The organism is Cellulomonas sp. P4_H12, from assembly GCF_056400905.1.
Genome location: NZ_JBFUKJ010000015.1, coordinates 66,101 through 81,557 on the forward strand (window position 1 = coordinate 66,101; position 15,457 = coordinate 81,557).

The 15,457-nt window shown below is 73.4% G+C and carries 12 protein-coding genes; 1 reads left to right on the forward strand and 11 read right to left on the reverse strand.

What is annotated here, in order from left to right:
• Window positions 1-36: 36 nt before the first annotated feature.
• From AC1DQC_RS10320 to AC1DQC_RS10355, 8 genes are read right to left on the reverse strand one after another with little or no spacing between them, the layout of a single operon-like run.
• Window positions 37-522, reverse strand: a complete 486-nt coding sequence (locus tag AC1DQC_RS10320; protein WP_477051144.1) for a hypothetical protein — start codon at window positions 520-522, stop codon at window positions 37-39.
• Window positions 519-1,313 carry a dihydrofolate reductase family protein gene (locus AC1DQC_RS10325; RefSeq protein WP_477051145.1) on the reverse strand — a complete coding sequence of 265 codons (795 nt, stop codon included), beginning with the start codon at window positions 1,311-1,313 and terminating at the stop codon, window positions 519-521. The genes AC1DQC_RS10320 and AC1DQC_RS10325 overlap by 4 nt, the downstream gene beginning before the upstream one ends.
• A gap of 10 nt (window positions 1,314-1,323) precedes the next feature.
• Window positions 1,324-2,520: a uroporphyrinogen-III C-methyltransferase gene (gene cobA / locus AC1DQC_RS10330; protein WP_477051146.1), complete on the reverse strand. Its 1,197-nt coding sequence runs from the start codon at window positions 2,518-2,520 to the stop codon at window positions 1,324-1,326.
• Window positions 2,517-3,959 (reverse strand): sulfate adenylyltransferase subunit 1, encoded by a 1,443-nt coding sequence (locus AC1DQC_RS10335; protein WP_477051147.1) that lies wholly within the window; start codon window positions 3,957-3,959, stop codon window positions 2,517-2,519. Before AC1DQC_RS10335 ends, cobA begins: the two co-directional genes overlap by 4 nt.
• On the reverse strand, window positions 3,959-4,861 hold the full coding sequence (cysD, locus tag AC1DQC_RS10340; RefSeq protein WP_477051148.1) for a sulfate adenylyltransferase subunit CysD: 903 nt from the start codon (window positions 4,859-4,861) through the stop codon (window positions 3,959-3,961). The genes AC1DQC_RS10335 and cysD overlap by 1 nt, the downstream gene beginning before the upstream one ends.
• The gene (locus tag AC1DQC_RS10345) at window positions 4,858-5,547 is read right to left on the reverse strand and encodes a phosphoadenylyl-sulfate reductase (protein ID WP_477051149.1); all 690 of its coding nucleotides are present in this window, start codon (window positions 5,545-5,547) and stop codon (window positions 4,858-4,860) included. Before AC1DQC_RS10345 ends, cysD begins: the two co-directional genes overlap by 4 nt.
• Window positions 5,544-5,702 carry a hypothetical protein gene (locus tag AC1DQC_RS10350; protein ID WP_456824315.1) on the reverse strand — a complete coding sequence of 53 codons (159 nt, stop codon included), beginning with the start codon at window positions 5,700-5,702 and terminating at the stop codon, window positions 5,544-5,546. The genes AC1DQC_RS10345 and AC1DQC_RS10350 overlap by 4 nt, the downstream gene beginning before the upstream one ends.
• Window positions 5,699-7,357 carry a nitrite/sulfite reductase gene (locus AC1DQC_RS10355; protein ID WP_477051150.1) on the reverse strand — a complete coding sequence of 553 codons (1,659 nt, stop codon included), beginning with the start codon at window positions 7,355-7,357 and terminating at the stop codon, window positions 5,699-5,701. The genes AC1DQC_RS10350 and AC1DQC_RS10355 overlap by 4 nt, the downstream gene beginning before the upstream one ends.
• Before the next feature lie 361 nt (window positions 7,358-7,718).
• Here AC1DQC_RS10355 and zapE point away from each other — a divergent pair, with 361 nt between their 5' ends.
• Window positions 7,719-8,753: a cell division protein ZapE gene (gene zapE, locus AC1DQC_RS10360; protein WP_477051151.1), complete on the forward strand. Its 1,035-nt coding sequence runs from the start codon at window positions 7,719-7,721 to the stop codon at window positions 8,751-8,753.
• A gap of 7 nt (window positions 8,754-8,760) precedes the next feature.
• Here zapE and treZ read toward each other — a convergent pair whose 3' ends face one another.
• From treZ to glgX, 3 genes are read right to left on the reverse strand one after another with little or no spacing between them, the layout of a single operon-like run.
• Window positions 8,761-10,548 (reverse strand): malto-oligosyltrehalose trehalohydrolase, encoded by a 1,788-nt coding sequence (gene treZ, locus AC1DQC_RS10365; RefSeq protein WP_477051152.1) that lies wholly within the window; start codon window positions 10,546-10,548, stop codon window positions 8,761-8,763.
• Between the two features lie 3 nt (window positions 10,549-10,551).
• On the reverse strand, window positions 10,552-13,062 hold the full coding sequence (gene treY / locus AC1DQC_RS10370; protein ID WP_477051153.1) for a malto-oligosyltrehalose synthase: 2,511 nt from the start codon (window positions 13,060-13,062) through the stop codon (window positions 10,552-10,554).
• Window positions 13,059-15,314 carry a glycogen debranching protein GlgX gene (gene glgX, locus AC1DQC_RS10375; RefSeq protein WP_477051154.1) on the reverse strand — a complete coding sequence of 752 codons (2,256 nt, stop codon included), beginning with the start codon at window positions 15,312-15,314 and terminating at the stop codon, window positions 13,059-13,061. Before glgX ends, treY begins: the two co-directional genes overlap by 4 nt.
• Window positions 15,315-15,457 lie beyond the last annotated feature (143 nt).

Below are 15,457 nucleotides of genomic sequence, written 5' to 3' on the forward strand. Positions count from 1 at the left end.
GCACCCGCACCGGGTGCCGCCCGTCGTCGTCTGCCGTCAGCCGATCTCGCTGGTGCCCGAGTACAGGTGCAGGACGGGGACCTGGAGCTCCTCGCGCGCCCGGGACGCCCAGTCGCGGTGGAACGTGTCCTCGACGGCGTGCGGGTAGGTGACCACCGCAACCTCGACCACGTCGCCGTCGGCGACGGCCGCCTTCAGCGCGGGGAGCGGGTCGTCGTCGACGACCGAGCCCGTAGCGACGCGGCCGGCGGCCACGAACGCGGCGATGCTGCCGGCCAGCTGCTCGTCGGCCGTGGCCTTGGCCTCGGGCGTCGAGGGCTCCTTGCCCAGGGCGCGGTTCCACGCCTCCTTGAGCTCGCCGAGGCTGAGGTTGTCGATGATCGTGGAGACGAGCGGTCGGTCGGTGTCCGCCGGGACGAGGACGCGGTACGCGTACGCCTCGCCCTCGTGCAGGGCGAGCAGCTTCTCGACGTCGGCGCTGGCGAGGGTGTCCTCCGTGAGGACGATGATCGTGTCGGTCACGCGCCGAGCCTAGCCACCCGCCACCGTCCGAGCAGCACGCCGTCCGCGTGCAGGAGGTGCAGCGGCGTGAGCGCCCGGGGCGGGTCGAACCACGTGGGCAGGTGCGTGATGCGCCCGACCGGCCCGCCGACGAGCTGCGGGCTCCACGTCAGACAGAGCTCGTCGACGAGGTCGGCGTCGACCAGCTGGGCCAGCAGGCGGGGGCCGCCCTCGGTGAGCACGTGGCGCAGGCCGCGGTCGGCCAGGGCCGCGACCGCCGCGCGGGGGTCGACGGCTCCGGGGACGCCGCCGTCCGCCACGACGACATGGTCGGCTCCGACGCGCTCCCGCAGCCGGTCCAGCGACGGGTTCGAGCCGGTGGTGAGCAGCAGCGGCGGCCGGTCGGCGTCGAGCAGCCGGTCGGACACGTCGCCGGTCGCGGTGACGATCGCCAGCGCGATCTCCGGCGCGCGTCCGCGCGACGCCCGTGCGGCCTCGAGCCCGTCCGGAACGTCCAGCGCCGTGTACCGCTCGCCGCGGGCGGTGCCGGCGCCCACGAGCACGACGTCGGCCAGCGCGCGCAGCACGCGGAACACCCGGAAGTCGGCCGGACCGTTGATCGAGCCGCTCACGTGGTTGGCGCCGGTCGCGGCCCCGTCGACCGTGGTCACCATGTTCGCCCGGACCTGGAGAACCCCGGCCGGCGCGTCCGCGAACAGTGCCAGCAGGTCGGCCTCGTCGGCGCGCGGCGGCAGGTGCCGGACGGCTGCCTCCCGGGGGAGGAGGACGTCGAGAGCGGGGAGGTCGGGCACGACCGCCAACCTAGGCCAGGACGTCCGCCAGCGCCGCGACGTCCCCGATGACCACGACCGCCGGGTTGCCGACGCCGCGCTCGCGCGCCCGGTCCGCGATGTCGTCCAGCCTGCCCAGGGTGGTCCGCTGCTCGGGCAGGGTGCCGCTCTCGATGATCGCGACGGGCGTGCCGGGGTCCTTGCCGTGCGCGAGCAGCGCACGCGTGTGACCGGGGAGCTGCGCCACGCCCATGAGCAGGACGAGGGTGCCCTCGAGCCGCGCGAGCGTCGACCAGTCCGGGGTCGCGTCGTGCGCCGACAGGATGGTCAGCTGCCGGGCCAGGCCGCGGTGCGTCACCGGGATGCCGGCTGCCGCGGGCACCGCGAGCGCGCTGGTCACGCCGGGCACGACGTCGACCGGGACGCCGGCCGCGAGGCAGGCGAGCACCTCCTCGCCGCCCCGGCCCAGGACGAACGGGTCGCCACCCTTGAGGCGGACGACGCGGTGCCCGGCCTGGGCGCGCTCGACGAGCACGGCGTTGATCTCGGTCTGGGTGAGCGTGTGCGCGTGCGGGGACTTGCCCGCCTCGATGATCTCGACGGAGGGGTCGAGCTCGGCCAGCAGGGCGCGGGGTGCGAGGCGGTCCACGACGACGACGTCCGCCTCGGCGAGCGCCCGCCGTCCGCGCGTGGTGATGAGCCCGGGGTCGCCCGGGCCGCCGCCGACGAGCGTCACGCGGCCCGTCGACGGGCGGTGGTGGCGCAGGGGGAGGCCGCCCGTGTCGAGCAGGAGCGCGATGGCGGATCGCAGGGCGGCGGCGCGGCGCGGGTCCCCGCCGGCGCCGACGGCGACCGTGACGTCGCCCGACCGTGCGACGGCGGGCGTCCACGCGGTCGACGCGCTCGCGTCGTCGGCCCGCACGCACCACAGCCGCGCGGCCTCGGCGTCGGCCGCGACCGCGTCGTCGACCGCGCGCTCGCCCGTCGCCGTGTGCACCAGCCACGCGCCGTCGAGGTCCGTGGCCAGGTAGTCGCGGGCGCGCCAGGTGATGCGGTCGGCCGCGGCGAGCTCGGCGAGGTCCTCGCAGAGTGCCGGCGCGACGACCAGGACGTCGGCGCCGTCCTCGACMAGCCGCGCCGCCCGCCGGGCTGCGACCGGGCCGCCGCCCACGACGACGACGCGCCGGCCGGTCACGTCGAGCAGCAGCGCGTGCTGCGGGGTGCTCATATCCCCGACCCCGCGAACCAGTCGTCGTCGTCCTGCGCCGACGGCGCGGGCGTGAGCCGGTCCAGCAGGGTGGCGCCGATCATGCCGGCGGCCAGCGTGGTGCCGTCCGCGGGGTCGACCAGCAGGAAACCGCCCGTGCGGCGGTGGGTCGCGTACTCGTCGAGCACGATCGGCTCCGCCAGCCGGATCTTGACGCGGCCGATCGCGTTGAGCGTCAGCGCCCGCGGCGGGATGTCGGAGGACGTGTCCGTCGCGTCGACCAGGTGCAGCGTGTCGACCCCGTCCCAGGCGTCGACCGTCAGGGTGTCGACGTCGAGCCGCGCGTTCACCTCGCGCAGCAGGGCGCGGACCGTGCGGGTGCCGACGCGCACCAGGAGGCGGGCGCCCAGCACGCTGCGCTTCTCCGCCAGCCAGCACACGGTGCCGACCAGCTCGGTCCCGACCTCGACCGTGGCCGCCGTCGGCACGAGAACGTCGCCCCGGGCCACGTCGACGTCGTCGGCGAGCCGCAGCGTGACCGACTGGGGCGCGTGCGCCTCGGTCAGCGGCCCGTCGAACGTATCGATGCCGACGACCGTGCTGCGCTTGCCCGACGGCAGGACCGTGACCTCGTCGCCGACCGAGACGACCCCGGAGGCGACCCGGCCCGCGTAACCGCGGTAGTCAGGGTGCTCCGCGGTGCGCGGGCGGATGACCACCTGCACGGGGAACCGGAACGGCTCGGACAGCGCGTCGCGACCGACCGGCACCGACTCGAGGTGCTCGAGCAGCGTCGGGCCGTCGTACCAGGGCGTGCGCGTGGAGCGGTCCACCACGTTGTCGCCGGCCAGCGCGGACAGCGGCACCGCCGTGACGTCCTCGACCCCGAGGCTGAGCGCGTACGCGGTGAACTCCTCGGCGATGGAGCGAAAGGTCGCCTCGTCGAAGTCGACCAGATCCATCTTGTTCACGGCGAGCACCACGTGCGGCACGCGCAGGAGGGCGGTGATCGTGGCGTGCCGACGCGTCTGCTCCAGCACGCCCTTGCGCGCGTCGACCAGCACGATCGCGAGCTCGGCCGTCGAGGCGCCCGTGACCATGTTGCGGGTGTACTGCACGTGGCCCGGGGTGTCGGCGAGCACGAACGCGCGCGTCGCGGTCGAGAAGTAGCGGTACGCCACGTCGATGGTGATGCCCTGCTCGCGCTCGGCGCGCAGGCCGTCCGTGAGCAGCGCCAGGTCGACGTCGCCGCCGCCCCGGGCGAGGGTGGCCGCCTCGACGGCGCTCAGCTGGTCGGCCAGCACCGACTTCGTGTCGTAGAGCAGGCGGCCGATCAGGGTGCTCTTGCCGTCGTCGACGGATCCGGCCGTGGCCAGGCGCAGGAGGTCCCGCGTCGCGTGCTCGGTCACGTGCGGGGACTCCTTCGTCGGGGTCAGCTGGCTGGTCGGGGCGGCGCCCATCAGAAGTAGCCCTCGCGCTTGCGGTCCTCCATGGCGGCCTCGGACGCGCGGTCGTCGGCGCGCGTCGCGCCGCGCTCCGTCAGGCGGCTCGCGCCGACCTCCGCGATGACCTCGGGGATCGTGGACGCCTCGGACTCGACGGCGCCGGTGCAGCTCATGTCGCCGACGGTCCGGTAGCGGACCGTGCGGACCTCGAGGGTCTCGGTCGCCCGCGGGCCGCCCCACTCGCCGGGTGCGAGCCACATGCCGTCGCGCAGGAACACAGCGCGCTGGTGCGAGTAGTAGATCGAGGGCAGCTCGATCTGCTCGCGCTGGATGTAGCGCCACACGTCCAGCTCGGTCCAGTTGGACAGCGGGAAGACGCGCACGTGCTCGCCGGGCTTGTGGCGGCCGTTGTAGAGGTCCCACAGCTCCGGGCGCTGGCGTCGGGGGTCCCACTGGCCGAACTCGTCGCGCAGGGAGAACACGCGCTCCTTGGCGCGCGCCTTCTCCTCGTCGCGGCGCCCGCCGCCGAACACCGCGTCGAACCGGTGCGCCGTGATGCCGTCGAGCAGCGGGACCGTCTGGAGCGGGTTGCGGGACCCGTCCGCGCGCTCGACCACGCGGCCGTCGTCGATGGCGTCCTGCACGCTGGCGACGACGAGCCGCAGCCCGTGCTCGGCGACGACGCGGTCGCGGTACTCGATGACCTCGGGGAAGTTGTGCCCCGTGTCCACGTGCATGAGCGCGAACGGCACGGGCGCCGGCCAGAACGCCTTGCGGGCCAGGTGCAGCATGACGATCGAGTCCTTGCCGCCGCTGAACAGCAGCACCGGCCGCTCGAACTCGCCGGCCACCTCGCGCATGACGTGGACGGCCTCGGACTCGAGGGCGTCCAGCTGGGTCAGCGTCACCACGCTCATGTGTGCAACCCGCATTCGATCTTGGAGGTACCCGACCAGCGACCCGCGCGGGGGTCCTCGCCGGGGGCGACGGCGCGCGTGCACGGCGCGCAGCCGATGGAGGCATAGCCGGCCTGACGCAGCGGGTTCAGCACGACGTGGTGCTCCTCGACGTACGCGTCCACGTCGGCCTGGGTCCACGCCGCCAGCGGGTTGAGCTTGACCTTGCCGCGCTTGGCGTCCCACCCGACCACCGTGATGTCCGTGCGGGTCGGGGCGTCCTCGCGGCGCATGCCGGTGACCCACGCCGTGTAGGGCTCGAGGCCGCGCTCGAGGGGCTCGACCTTGCGCAGCGCGCAGCACAGGTTCGGGTCGCGGTCGTGCAGCTTCGCGCCGTGCTCGGCGTCCTGCTCCGCGACCGTGCGCAGCGGCAGGATCGTGCGGAGCTTGATGTCCGTGAAGTCGGCGTAGTAGTCGCGCGTCCCCAGGGTCTCGGCGAAGTGGTAGCCGGTGTCGAGGAAGATCACGTCGATCCCCGGCACGGCCTCCGCCGCGAGGTGCACGAGCACCTCGTCGCCCATCGAGGACGCGAGCACGAGGTCCGTGCCGAACGTGTCCGCGGCCCAGCGCAGGATCTCGGACGGGTGCGCACCCTCGAGGTCGCGGCCCGCCTGCTCCGCGAGCTCCTGGAGGTCCGTGGTGATCATGAGCGCGCCACCAACCCCACGAACTTCAGCGCGAACGCGCGGGTGCACGAGCGGCACTCCCACTGGCCGTGGGTCTCGCCGGCGGGCCAGAGGTCCTCGCTGGCGCAGAACGGGCAGTAGTAGGGCACGGCCCGCTCGCCCGACGTTGCGCTCATCGCAGGTCCTCCTCGTCCGCCCGCTGGGCCCATTGCGCGAACAGCTCGCCGTCCGCGCGCTGCTCGTCGAACTTGCGCGTGACGCGCTCGATGTAGTCGGGAAGCTCCTCGGCGGGGACGCGCAGCCCGCGCAGCGTCTTGCCGAGCCCGCTGGTGAGCCCGAGCCCACCGCCGAGGTGCACCTGATAGCCGTCCTCGCCGCCGGCCAGCGCGCCCTTGAGACCGATGTCGGCCGTCTGGATGCGGGCGCACGAGTTGGGGCAGCCGTTGAGGTTGATGGTGATCGGCTGGTCGAACGTCGGGAGCCGGTCCTCCAGCTCCCCGATGAGGTGGGTCGCGCGGGCCTTGGTCTCGACGATCGCGAGCTTGCAGAACTCGATCCCCGTGCACGCCATGGTGCCGCGGCGGAAGGTGCTCGCGGCCCGGACGGGGAGCCCGAGCKCCTCGAGCCCCTCGACCAGCGGGTCCACCTGCTGCGGAGCGACGTCGAGCACGACGATCTTCTGCTCGACCGTCAGCCGGACCTTGTCCGACCCGGCCGTCTCGACGAGGTCGGCCAGCTGCTGCAGCAGCTCGCCCGAGATGCGGCCGACCGTGGGCGCCATGCCGACGTAGAAGTTGCCGTCGTTCTGGGGGTGCACGCCGACGTGGTCGCGGCGGCCCGTGGGCGGCGGGGGCGGCTCGGGACCGTCCTCCAGCGCGAAGCCGAGGTACTCGCCCTCCAGCACCTGGCGGAACAGCTCGGGGCCCCAGTCGGCGACCAGGAACTTCAGGCGGGCGCGCGTCCGCAGCCGGCGGTAGCCGTAGTCGCGGAAGATGCTCACGACGCCGACCCACACGTCCGGGATCTGCTCGAGCGTGACGAACGCGCCGAGCCGGACGCCCAGCTTGGGGTTGGTGGACAGGCCGCCGCCGACCCACAGGTCGAAGCCGGGGCCGAGCTCCGGGTGCACCACGCCGACGAACGCGACGTCGTTGATCTCGTGCGCCACGTCGTGGTGCGGGGAGCCGCTGATCGCGGTCTTGAACTTGCGGGGGAGGTTCGAGAAGCGCGGGTCGCCGATGTAGTTGTCGACGATGGCGCGCACGGCCGGGGTGCCGTCGATGATCTCGTCGGCCGCGACGCCCGCGACGGGGGACCCGAGCACGACGCGCGGGCAGTCGCCGCAGGCCTCCTGGGTGCTGAGCCCGACGGCCTCGAGCCGGCGCCAGATCTCCGGGACGTCCTCGACGCGGATCCAGTGCAGCTGGATGTTCTGGCGGTCCGTGACGTCCGCGGTGCCGCGGCCGAACTCGACCGAGACGTCCGCGATGGTGCGCAGCTGCTGCAGGCTCAGGGCGCCGCCGTCGCAGCGCACGCGGAGCATGAAGAACTCGTCGTCCAGCTCGTGCGGCTCGAGCGTCGCCGTCTTGCCGCCGTCGATGCCGGGCTTGCGCTGCGTGTAGAGCCCCCACCAGCGCATCCGTCCGCGCAGGTCCTCGGGCGCGATGCTCGCGAAGCCCTCGCGGGAGTAGATCTCCTCGATCCGCTGACGGACGTTGAGCGCGTCGTCCTGCTGCTTGAACAGCTCGTTGCCGTTCAGCGGTTCTTTCTGGTCGAACGCCCACTGGCCCTCGGCACGAGCAGCGGGCGGGGCGATCCTGGTGTGCGCCATAGGGGCGTTATCTCCGGAAGAACGTGGACGTGCGCCTGCACCCACCGCTGGGGGAGCGGTTCTCGGGACGCAGACCGCGCGCCCGGGGGACGAGGGGCGGGGTCAGTTGCTCCGCGGACAGCAGCACACGCACAGGTCCGCGGCGACGGTGCGCGTGCAGACGCACGCACACAGACACGAGAGGCGGAACCCGGGGGCGATCACCCGACGAGGTTGTCACGGCAGCGCGTGACGCGGCAGAGGGCGTCCGAATCATGAGATGTTCCGGTCGACATGTGGGACGAGCGTCCAGCACGCGATAAAGCGGACCGATCCGGGCGGGATTCGGGGTCGCCGCGAGCGCGACGTAGGCTGCTCGATCGTGACCTCTCCGGACGCCTCGAGCGGCGCCCCCAGCCTGACCCAGCGCCGACCCGTCGTCCCCCCGGACCGTCTCCTGGCCGAGCTGGTGCCGCCCCGCCACTTCGCCGGCGAGTCCTTCGCCACCTATCGTCCGGACCCCGCGCACCCGTCGCAGGCCGCGGCCGTGAGCCGGCTCTCCGCGGCCGCCGAGGTGATCCGCCGGGGTCCGTCGCGCGGGTGGCTTAAGCGCGGCAAGTCCGATCCCGTGGCCATCTACCTCGACGGCGGGTTCGGCGTCGGCAAGACCCACCTCCTCACGTCGCTGGCGCACGCCGTCGGCGTCGAGCAGGCCGCCTACGGCACGTTCGTCGAGTACACCAACCTCGTGGGTGCCCTCGGCTTCCTGCCGACGGTCGAGGCGCTCGCCACGCGCCGCCTGGTCTGCATCGACGAGTTCGAGCTCGACGACCCGGGGGACACCGTCCTCATGTCCCGCCTGCTGCGCGAGCTCGCCGACCGCGGGGTGGCGCTCGCGGCGACGTCGAACACGCTGCCCGGCTCGCTGGGCGAGGGCCGGTTCGCGGCCGAGGACTTCCTGCGCGAGATCCAGGCGCTCGCCGCGCGGTTCGAGGTGCTCCGGGTGGACGGCGACGACTACCGGCACCGGTCCGTGGTGACCGACGCGGTCGGGCTGTCGCCGGACGAGGTCCGCCGCGCCGCCGCCGCCCGCCCCGACGCCACGCTCGACGACTTCGGCGACCTGCTCGCGCACCTCGCCACCGTGCACCCGAGCCGGTACGGCGCCCTGCTCGACGGCGTGGGGCTCGTCGCGCTCACCGGCGTCCACGCCGTCCCCACCCAGGACGTCGCGCTGCGCCTCGTGGTGCTGGTCGACCGGCTGTACGACCGGGACGTGCCCGTGCTGCTGGGCGGCGCCGGGGAGCGGGACCTGTTCTCTCCCGAGATGCTCGCCGGCGGCTACCGCAAGAAGTACTACCGAGCGCTGTCGCGGCTGGGGTCGCTCGCCGCGGACGGCGCCGCGCTGATCGCCTGAGCGCGGCTCAGGCGAGCACCACGACCGAGCGCGGCGGCGTCACGACGAGCGCGCCGCCGGGGGACGGCTCGACCGAGGCGGCGTCCCACGCGGCCACGACGTCGAGCGGGCCGTCGGTCTCCACCGGCACGGTGACCTCCTCGCCGGACAGGTTGACCACCACGCGTGCGGCGCCGCGGTGCACCACCAGCCAGCCGTCCCAGGGGACGTCCGCCTGCTCGCGCTCGGTGGCGCCGCCCCAGACGAGGTCCGTCGCGACGAGGTCGCCGGAGCGCAGGTCCGGGACCGTCCGGCGCACGGCGATCAGGGTCCGGTACCAGTCGCGCAGCCGGGCGTGCTCGGGGTGCGCCGGGTCGTCCAGCTCGTCGCGCGTCAGCACCGAGCGCTCGAACGTTGCCGGGTCCTGCGGGTCCGGCACCTCGACGTCGCCGCCGTAGAGGACGTCCCAGCCATGACCGCCGAACTCGCGGCGGCGGCCGTCGCGCACGGCGGCGGCCAGGTCGGGCTCGGGGTGGTCGGTGAAGAACTGCCACGGTGTGCGGGAGCCCCACTCCTCGCCCATGAAGATCATCGGGCTGAACGGCGACAGCAGCACCAGCGCGGCCTCGGCCGCGAGTCGGCCGGGGTCCAGGCGGGCCGACGGGCGGTCGCCCAGGGCCCGGTTGCCCACCTGGTCGTGCGTGGACGCCGCGACGACGAAGCGGTGGCCGTCGGTGCTGGGCGGCACCGGGCGGCCCCAGTCGCGGCCGCGGAAGGTCGAGAAGCCGCCGTCGTGCACGAACACGCCGGTCAGCGCCTGGCGCAGCACCTCGGGCGTGCCGAAGTCGACGTAGTAGCCGTGCCGCTCGCCGGTGACCAGCGCGTGGATGGCGTGGTGCACGTCGTCGTCCCACTGCGCGGTCATGCCCCAGCCGCCGTCGGCCGTCGGGGTGACCGTGATCGGGTCGTTGAGGTCGGACTCGGCGATCAGGGACAGCGGCCGCCCGAGCTCGGCGGACAGCGACGCGACCTCGTCGGACAGCTGCGCCAGCAGGTGACGCTCGGAGAAGTCGATCAGCGCGTGCACGGCGTCCAGGCGCAGGGCGTCCACGTGGAAGTCGCGGAACCACCGCAGCGCGCTGTCGCAGACCCAGCGGCGCACCTCGTGCGACCCCACGCCGTCCAGGTTGATCGCGGAGCCCCAGGGGGTCTGGTGGGCGTTGGTGAAGTACGGACCGAACTCGCCGAGGTAGTTGCCCGACGGGCCCATGTGGTTGTGCACGACGTCCAGGCACACGCCGAGGCCGCGGGCGTGGGCGGCGTCGACGAAGGCCTGGAGAGCCGCGGGGCCGCCGTACGGCTCGTGCACGGCGAAGATGCCCACGCCGTCGTAGCCCCAGCCGTGCACGCCGCTGAACGGAGCGACGGGCATGAGCTCGACCAGGTCGACGCCGAGCGAGACGAGCTCGTCGAGGTGGTCGATCGCGGAGGTCAGCGTGCCGCCCCGGGTGAACGTGCCGACGTGCAGCTCGTACGTCACGTGACCGAGGGCGTCGACGCCCGCCCAGCCGTCGTCGGTCCACGCGAAGGCGCCCGCGTCGTACACGCGGCTCGGGCCGTGCACCCCCGAAGGCTGCCACGCGCTGCGCGGATCCGGGCGGGGATCGCCGCCGTCGATCGCGAAGGCGTAGTCGGTGCCGTGGGCCAGGTCGCGGTCGACGGACCACCAGCCGCCCTCGAGGGACATCGGCACCCGCGTGGAGCCCAGCAGGAGGTCGACGCGCGTGGCGGACGGCGCCCAGACGCGGGGAAGCACCGCTCAGCCCTCCGCCCGGACCAGCAGGGCGACGGGCAGCCGGTCGAGCAGCGGCCCGACGTCGACGACGCCGCCCGCGACCGGCCGGTCGGTGAGCACGTCGTGCCAGTCGCCGTCGGGCAGGGCCACCGTGTGGTCGGCCCAGCCGCCGAGCCGGTCGACGGCGGCGGCGAGGCGCGTGGCGACCACCACGACACGGGGCTCCGCGGAGGCCGTGCGGGCGTACGTCAGCGAGTGTCCCGACGAGTGCGCCAGCGGCAGGAACCCGCTCTCCGGTCCGACGAACGCCTCCGGCAGGGACCGGCGCAGGCGCAGCGCGCGGGACGTGACCAGCAGCTTCTCGTCGGCAAGGTCGCGCGCGCCGGCACCGTCGTCGAGCCGCGCGAGCCTGGCGACCAGGGGCTCCAGCGGGACGGGCCGCCGGTTGTCGGGATCGACCAGCACCGGGTTCGGGACCTCGGTGCCCTGGTACACGTCGGCGACGCCCGGCAGCGTGAGCTGGACGAGCTTGGTGCCGAGGGTCCCCGCCCGCACGGCCGGCCGGGTCCGCTGCTCCCAGCTGCCGAACAGCTCCGCGACGGCGGGATCGACCAGGGCCTGCCGGGCGGCGTCGAGCACCGCGCGCTCGTACGCCTCGTCCGGGGCCGTCCAGGTGGTGCGGCTCTTGGCCTCGCGGATCGCCTTGGTCAGGTACTCGACCAGCCGGTCCCCGGCGATCGGGCCCTCGTCGGTCCAGGTGCCCGCGAGCGTCTGCCACAGGAGGTACTCGGTGCGCCCGTCGAGCAGGGCGCTGCGATAGGGCGCCGACGCCGAGCGCAGGTCGTCGACCAGGGCGGACCACTCCCGGGGCAGCTCGCTCAGCACGCCGAGGCGCGCCCGCGTGTCCTCGCCGCGCTTGGTGTCGTGCGTGGTCAGCGTGGTCATGCCGAGCGGTGCCGAGCGCTGCTGCTCCGCGGCCCACGCGGACAGGTCGGTCGGCGTCAGCGCGAACTGCTCCGGGGCGCCGCCCACCTCGCACAGCGCCGTGAGGTGGGTCCAGCGGTAGAACGCGGTGTCCTCCACGCCCTTGGCCATGACCGCGCCGCAGGTCTGCTGGAAGCGGACCACCAGCTCGTCCCGGCGTGCCCCGCGGGTGCGTCCGGCGCTGCCCACCTCGCGGCCCAGCAGGAGGTCGACGACCACGTCCATGGTCTCGCCGCGCTCCGGCGAGAGCCGTGCACGGGCGTGCGCCGCGGCCGCGTGCATCACCTCGAGCTGCTCGGGGTGCACGGGCTCGCCGGGCACGACGTACGCGCGGTACCGGTCGAACGCGACGAGCAGCTCGATCAGGCAGTCCTCGAGCGCGCGCCACGTGTGGTCGCGCAGGCGGAGGTCGTCGCGGCAGATGTCGGCCGCCAGCGACGTCAGCCGGTGCACCTCGGCGTAGAGCGGGCCGTCGACGATCTCCCGCTTGGCCTGCTCGGCGATCGCCGGGAAGGCGTCGGACGTGTCGCCGGTGAGGCGGTGCATGACGGCGCCGAGCACCGCCGCGCCGCCCGGGTCGACGAACGTCTGCTGGATGCGCCACAGGGCCTCGTACCCCGTGCTGCCGGCGGTCTCCCAGTCGGCCGGGAGCGTCTCGAGACCCTCGAGGATCTTCTCGACGACCACCCACGCCCCGCCGCTGGCGTCGCGCAGCCGGGCGAGGTAGCCCCCGGGGTCGGCCAGGCCGTCGGGGTGGTCGATCCGCAGCCCGTCGATGGTGCCGTCGGCCAGCAGGGACAGCACGAGCGCGTGGGTGGCGTCGAACACGGCCGGGTCCTCGACGCGGACGGCCAGCAGCGTGCCGACGTCGAAGAACCGCCGGTAGTTCAGCTCCTCGTCGGCCACCCGCCAGTAGGCCAGCCGGTAGTGCTGCCGCTCGACCAGCTCGGCGAGCGGCAGGGACTCCGTGCCGGGCCGGACCGGGAACACGTGGTCGTGGTAGCGCAGGACGGTCCGCGTCCCGTCGCCGGGGATCTCCGCCTCGTCGAGCCGCAGCTCGTCGCGACCGAGCACCGCGCCGATCCGGTCCCCGAGCACCGGCATGAGCACCGCGCCGTCGCCCGCGGACCAGTCCACGTCGAACCAGTCGGCGTACGGCGACTCGGGTCCCTCCGCCAGCACCGACCACAGCGCGTGGTTGTGCCAGACCGGCGTCGGCACCGCCATGTGGTTGGGCACGATGTCGAGGACGAGGCCCAGGCCGGCGTCGTGCGCCGTCGTCGCCAGGCGCCGCAGCGCCGGCAGGCCGCCCAACGAGGGTTCGACCTCGCCGTGGTCGACGACGTCGTACCCGTGCGTCGAGCCGGGGGCGGCCCGCAGGATCGGCGACAGGTACACGTGCGTGACCCCGAGCGACGCGAGGTACGGGACGCGCTCCGCGACGTCGTCGAGCGTCAGGTCCGCACCGAGCTGGACGCGATAGGTCGAGACGGGCACGGGCTTGCCCGCCGACGGCAGCCGGCGGGTGGGCGTCGGGCGTGGCTCGCTCATGCCGACGGGCGTGGCCGGGTGGTCCGTCGCTTGGGTTCCTCGGCCGAGGACTGGGTGCCGCTCGCGCGCGTCTTCGCCGCCTTGGCCGCCTCACGCGACGCGTCCGCGACCGCACCGGTGCCCGACGACGTCGGCGAGGGTGTCAGCGGCGGTCGGGTCAGCACGATGATCGACTTCTCGCGCAGGGTCATCGTGGTCCCCGCGTCGACAGTGGTGCCGGACTGGATCTGGGAGTCCGTGTCGACCACGGCCGTCCAGACGTCGCCGAACACGGCGCCGGGCAGGGTGAACGTCGCGGGGTCCGGCTGCCCGTTGAACAGGATGAGGAAACTGTCGTCGACGATCTCCTGACCGCGCAGGTCCGGCTCCGGGATGGCGTCCCCGTTGAGGAACACCGCCACGGCGCGCGCGTGGTCCGCCCCCCAGGCCTCGTCGCGCATCCGGTGCCCGTCGAGCGCGAGCCACGCGATGTCGAGGAGGTCCGAGTCGTCGTCGAGGTCCGGCTCTCCCGCGAAGAACCGGCGGCGACGGAACACCGGGTGGTCCTGCCGCAGCCGAACCAGGCGACGCGTGAACTCCAGCAGCGTGTTCTCGTCCTCGTCGAGGTCCCAGTCCACCCAGGACAGCGGGCCGTCCTGGCAGTACACGTTGTTGTTGCCCTGCTGGGTGCGACCCAGCTCGTCGCCGTGCGCGAGCATGGGGACGCCCTGCGACAGCAGCAGCGTGGTGAGGAAGTTGCGGCGCTGCCGGGCGCGCAGGGTCAGCACCCGCTCGTCGTCGGTCGGCCCCTCCACCCCGCAGTTCCACGAGCGGTTGTGGCTCTCGCCGTCGTTGTTGCCCTCGCCGTTCGCCTCGTTGTGCTTCTCGTTGTAGGAGACGAGGTCGTTGAGCGTGAAGCCGTCGTGCGCCGTCACGAAGTTCACGCTGGCGATCGGCCGCCGGCCGGTGTGCTCGTACAGGTCCGACGATCCCGACAGGCGGCTGGCGAACTCGCCGAGGGTGGACGGCTCGCCGCGCCAGAAGTCGCGGACGGTGTCCCGGTACTTGCCGTTCCACTCCGACCACAGCGGCGGGAACCCGCCCACCTGGTAGCCGCCGTCGCCGACGTCCCACGGCTCGGCGATGAGCTTGACCTGCGACACGATCGGGTCCTGGTGCACCAGGTCGAAGAACGCCGAGAGGCGGTCGACCTCGTGGAACTGCCGGGCCAGGGTGGCCGCCAGGTCGAAGCGGAAGCCGTCGACGTGCATCTCGGTCACCCAGTAGCGCAGCGAGTCCATGATCAGCTGCAGCACGTGCGGCGACCGCATCAGCAGCGAGTTGCCGGTGCCCGTGGTGTCGAAGTAGTGGGCCGGGTCGTCGTCGACGAGCCGGTAGTAGTTGGCGTTGTCGATGCCGCGGAAGCTCAGCGTCGGGCCCAGGTGGTTGCCCTCGGCCGTGTGGTTGTAGACGACGTCGAGGATGACCTCGATGTCGGCCTGGTGCAGCGCCTTGACCATCGCCTTGAACTCCTGCACCTGCTGGCCCGACGACGCGAACGCCGAGAAGCCGTTGTGCGGCGCGAAGAACCCGATGGTGTTGTAGCCCCAGTAGTTGGACAGCCCACGCTCGACCAGCGAGGGGTCGTTGACGAACTGGTGCACCGGCATGAGCTCGACCGCGGTGATGCCGAGCGACGTGAGGTGCTCGATGACCGCGGGGTGGGCCAGGCCGGAATAGGTGCCGCGCAGCTCCTCCGGGACGGCCGGGTGCTGCATGGTCAGGCCGCGCACGTGGGCCTCGTAGATCACGGACTCGTGGTACTCGTGCTGCGGCGGCCGGTCGTGGCCCCAGTCGAAGTACGGGTTGATGACGACCGACTTCATGGTGTGCGCGGCGGAGTCGTCGTCGTTGCGCTCGTCCGGGGCGTCGAACCGGTAGCTGTACAGCGACGGGTCGCCGTCGATCTGGCCGTCGATCGCCTTGGCGTACGGGTCGAGCAGCAGCTTGTTCGGGTTGCAGCGGTCGCCCCGCGACGGGTCGTACGGACCGTGCACGCGGTACCCGTACCGCTGGCCGGGGGAGATCGCCGGCAGGTAGCCGTGCCAGACGAACGCGTCGACCTCGGTCAGCTCAGCGCGCGTCTCCGTCCCGTCCTCCGCGAAGAGGCACAGCTCGACTCGTTCGGCCACCTCCGAGAACAGGGCGAAGTTCGTCCCGGTCCCGTCATAGGTGGCACCGAGGGGGTAAGGGCGTCCGGGCCACATCAACATGCATGCCAGCGTGCCAGTCGGCCGTCCATCTGGCGCGGGGTGCGTCCGGTTGGTCGGGGTGGAGTTCGCCACACCGCCAGACGTTGCGCCGGTGCGCCTGACCTGGTGCGCTGTCCTGCGAGGCCCTCTCGGGCGCGTTCGAC

Excerpts from the sequence above, each read along its gene's own strand:
- glgX (WP_477051154.1), bottom strand. The coding sequence starts at position 15,314 with ATGTTGATGTGGCCCGGACGCCCTTACCCCCTCGGTGCCACCTATGAC.
- AC1DQC_RS10350 (WP_456824315.1), bottom strand. The coding sequence starts at position 5,702 with ATGAGCGCAACGTCGGGCGAGCGGGCCGTGCCCTACTACTGCCCGTTC.
- AC1DQC_RS10335 (WP_477051147.1), bottom strand. The coding sequence starts at position 3,959 with ATGGGCGCCGCCCCGACCAGCCAGCTGACCCCGACGAAGGAGTCCCCG.
- AC1DQC_RS10345 (WP_477051149.1), bottom strand. The coding sequence starts at position 5,547 with ATGATCACCACGGACCTCCAGGAGCTCGCGGAGCAGGCGGGCCGCGAC.
- cysD (WP_477051148.1), bottom strand. The coding sequence starts at position 4,861 with ATGAGCGTGGTGACGCTGACCCAGCTGGACGCCCTCGAGTCCGAGGCC.
- treY (WP_477051153.1), bottom strand. The coding sequence starts at position 13,062 with ATGAGCGAGCCACGCCCGACGCCCACCCGCCGGCTGCCGTCGGCGGGC.